The following is a 3109-nucleotide window of genomic DNA, read 5'->3' as shown; positions in this document are numbered from 1 at the left end:
CCGTCGATCAGGGAGTGGCGGCAGCCGTACTTGTTGTCGAACTTCGACTTCGTCACGGCGTCGTTCACGTTGATCGCGGGGAAGAGGAGGGTGCCGGCCTGGTTCATTTCGTAGAGGCGGTGGACACCGGTGGTGGTTTCCTCCGTCACGCCGCGGATCTCGGACGCGAGTGCCGTCCAGTCGATGCCGGTCCTCGCCAGCAGGTCCAGGACCAGGGCCATCTCCTCGTTCTCGGCGGTGGCCGGGTCCGGGACCGCGCCCGCCTTCTGGTACTCGACGCCCTTGTGGACCAGGAGGGTCGCGTCACCGCCGTCGTCGAGGATCATGTTCGGACCGGCGTGACCGGGCCAGCTCAGTGCCTGCTCCGTGCACCACCAGTACTCCTCCAGCGTCTCGCCCTTCCAGGCGAACACCGGGATCCCGGCGGCGGCGATCGCCGCGGCCGCGTGGTCCTGCGTCGAGTAGATGTTGCAGGACACCCAGCGGACCTCGGCGCCCAGGGCGACGAGGGTCTCGATCAGCACGGCGGTCTGCACGGTCATGTGCAGCGAGCCGGTGATCCGGGCGCCGGCCAGAGGCTGCGCCTCGGCGTACTCCCGGCGGATCGACATCAGACCCGGCATCTCGTGCTCGGCCAGGGTGATCTCCTTGCGGCCGAAGGCGGCGAGGGAAAGGTCGGCGACCTTGAAGTCCGTGAATGCGGCGGTCATGCGGTGCGCTCCTTGAAGGTGTCCGGCATCGGAGGTCATCTGCGGCCTCCCGCGTTGAAGTAGTCGGCTTCGGGATGGTGGACGACCAGAGCATCCGTGGACTGCTCGGGGTCGAGCTGGAACTCCTCCGAGAGGTGGACGCCGATCCGCTCCGGCCGGAGCAGTTCGGCGATCTTCGCCCGGTCGGCGAGTTCGGGGCAGGCCGGGTAGCCCAGGGAGTAGCGGCAGCCCTGGTACTCGGTGCGGAACATGCCCTCGACCGAGGCGGGATCGCCGCCGTCGATGCCCATTTCGGCGCGGACGCGGGCGTGCCAGTACTCGGCCAGGGCCTCGGCGAGCTGGACGGAGAGGCCGTGCAGCTCCATGTAGTCGCGGTAGGCGTCGGCGGCGAAGAGACGGGCCGTCTCCCGGCCTATGCGGCTGCCCACGGTCACCACCTGGAGGGCGATCACATCGACCTCCCCGGAGTCCTCGGGGCGGAAGAAGTCCGCGAGGCACAGGCGGCGGCCGCGGCTCTGGCGCGGGAAGGTGAAACGGCTCCGCTCGCCGCCGTCCTCGTCGAGGACGATCAGGTCGTCGCCCTTGGAGACGCAGGGGAAGTAGCCGTAGACCACGGCCGCTTCGAGGAGCCGGTCCGTGTGCAGGCGGTCCAGCCAGCCGCGCAGCCGGGGACGGCCCTCGGTCGCGATCGACCCGGGCGACTTGAGGCCCCACTGCCCCTTGAAGAGCGCCTGCTCGTCGAGCCAGTCCGCGTACTCCTTGAGCTGGATCCCCTTGACGACCCTGGTGCCGAGGAAGGGCGGCTCGGGCACCGGGTGGTCGACGGACACGTCCGAGCGGCCGGCCGGTTCGGGTTCCCGTACGTCGAGGACGGCGCCGCGCCGGGCCACCCGGCGCTGCTTGAGCGGTGGGAGAGCGGCGCCGGGGACGCCGCGCTTGACGGCGATGAGGGCGTCCATGAGGCGCAGGCCTTCGAAGGCGTCGCGGGCGTAGCGGACTTCGCCTTCGTAGATTTCGTGGAGGTCTTGTTCGACGTAGGCGCGGGTGAGGGCGGCGCCGCCGAGGATGACCGGGTAGTCGGCTGCCAGCTTGCGCTGGTTGAGCTCTTCCAGGTTCTCCTTCATGATCACGGTGGACTTGACCAGGAGACCCGACATGCCGATGACATCGGCCTTGTGTTCCTGGGCGGCTTCCAGGATCGCGGAGACCGGCTGCTTGATGCCGATGTTGACGACGTTGTAGCCGTTGTTGGTCAAGATGATGTCGACGAGGTTCTTGCCGATGTCGTGGACGTCCCCGCGGACCGTGGCCAGCACGATCGTGCCCTTGCCCTCGTCATCCGTCTTCTCCATGTGCGGCTCCAGATAGGCCACCGCCGTCTTCATCACCTCCGCCGACTGCAGCACGAACGGCAGCTGCATCTGGCCCGAGCCGAACAGCTCGCCGACGACCTTCATGCCCTCCAGGAGGGTGTCGTTGACGATGTCCAGAGCCGGACGCGAGACCAGGGCCTCGTCGAGGTCGGCCTCCAGGCCGTTCTTCTCACCGTCGATGATCCGCCGCTGGAGCCGCTCGTCCAGCGGCAGGGCCAGGAGTTCCTCGGCCCGGCCGGCCTTCAGCGACTTCGTGTTGACGCCCTCGAAGAGGGCCATCAGCTTCTGCAGCGGGTCGTAGTCACCCTCACGCCGGTCGTAGATCAGGTCCAGGGCGGTGGTGACCTGCTCCTCGTCGAACCGGGCGATCGGCAGGATCTTCGACGCGTGCACGATCGCCGAGTCCAGACCCGCCTTGACACACTCGTCGAGGAAGACGGAGTTCAGCAGGACCCGGGCCGCCGGGTTCAGCCCGAAGGAGATGTTCGACAGGCCCAGAGTGGTCTGCACATCGGGGTGGCGGCGCTTGAGCTCACGGATCGACTCGATCGTCGCGATCCCGTCCTTGCGGGACTCCTCCTGCCCCGTGCAGATCGTGAACGTCAGGGTGTCGATGAGGATGTCCGACTCCCGGATCCCCCAGTTCCCCGTCAGATCCGCGATCAGCCGCTGCGCGATCGCCACCTTGTGCTCGACCGTGCGGGCCTGGCCCTCCTCGTCGATCGTCAGGGCGATCAGCGCGGCCCCGTGCTCCCGCGCCAGAGCGGTGACCTTCGCGAAACGCGACTCGGGCCCGTCACCGTCCTCGTAGTTCACCGAGTTGATGACCGCACGCCCGCCCAGCTTCTCCAGACCCGCCTGGATCACCGGAACCTCGGTGGAGTCCAGCACCACCGGCAGCGTCGAAGCCGTCGCGAAACGCCCCGCCAGCTCCTGCATGTCCGCGACACCGTCACGGCCCACGTAGTCCACACACAGGTCGAGCATGTGCGCGCCCTCACGGATCTGGTCCCGGGCCATCTCCAC

General features: G+C 68.2%; 2 protein-coding genes. Both read right to left on the bottom strand.

Annotated features, from left to right (window positions below):
• The coding region (locus ABZW32_RS39390) for an adenosylhomocysteinase (RefSeq protein ID WP_356225676.1) at positions 1-710 on the bottom strand (710 nt) is incomplete at its 3' end.
• Positions 711-745: 35 nt separating this feature from the next.
• A partial coding sequence (locus ABZW32_RS39385; protein ID WP_356225674.1) for a vitamin B12 dependent-methionine synthase activation domain-containing protein occupies positions 746-3109 on the bottom strand: 2364 nt, incomplete at its 5' end.

It is taken from the genome of Streptomyces sp. NPDC004667, from assembly GCF_040609475.1.
GTDB lineage: Bacteria > Actinomycetota > Actinomycetes > Streptomycetales > Streptomycetaceae > Streptomyces.
This window is presented reverse-complemented; position numbering and strand designations above follow the sequence as displayed.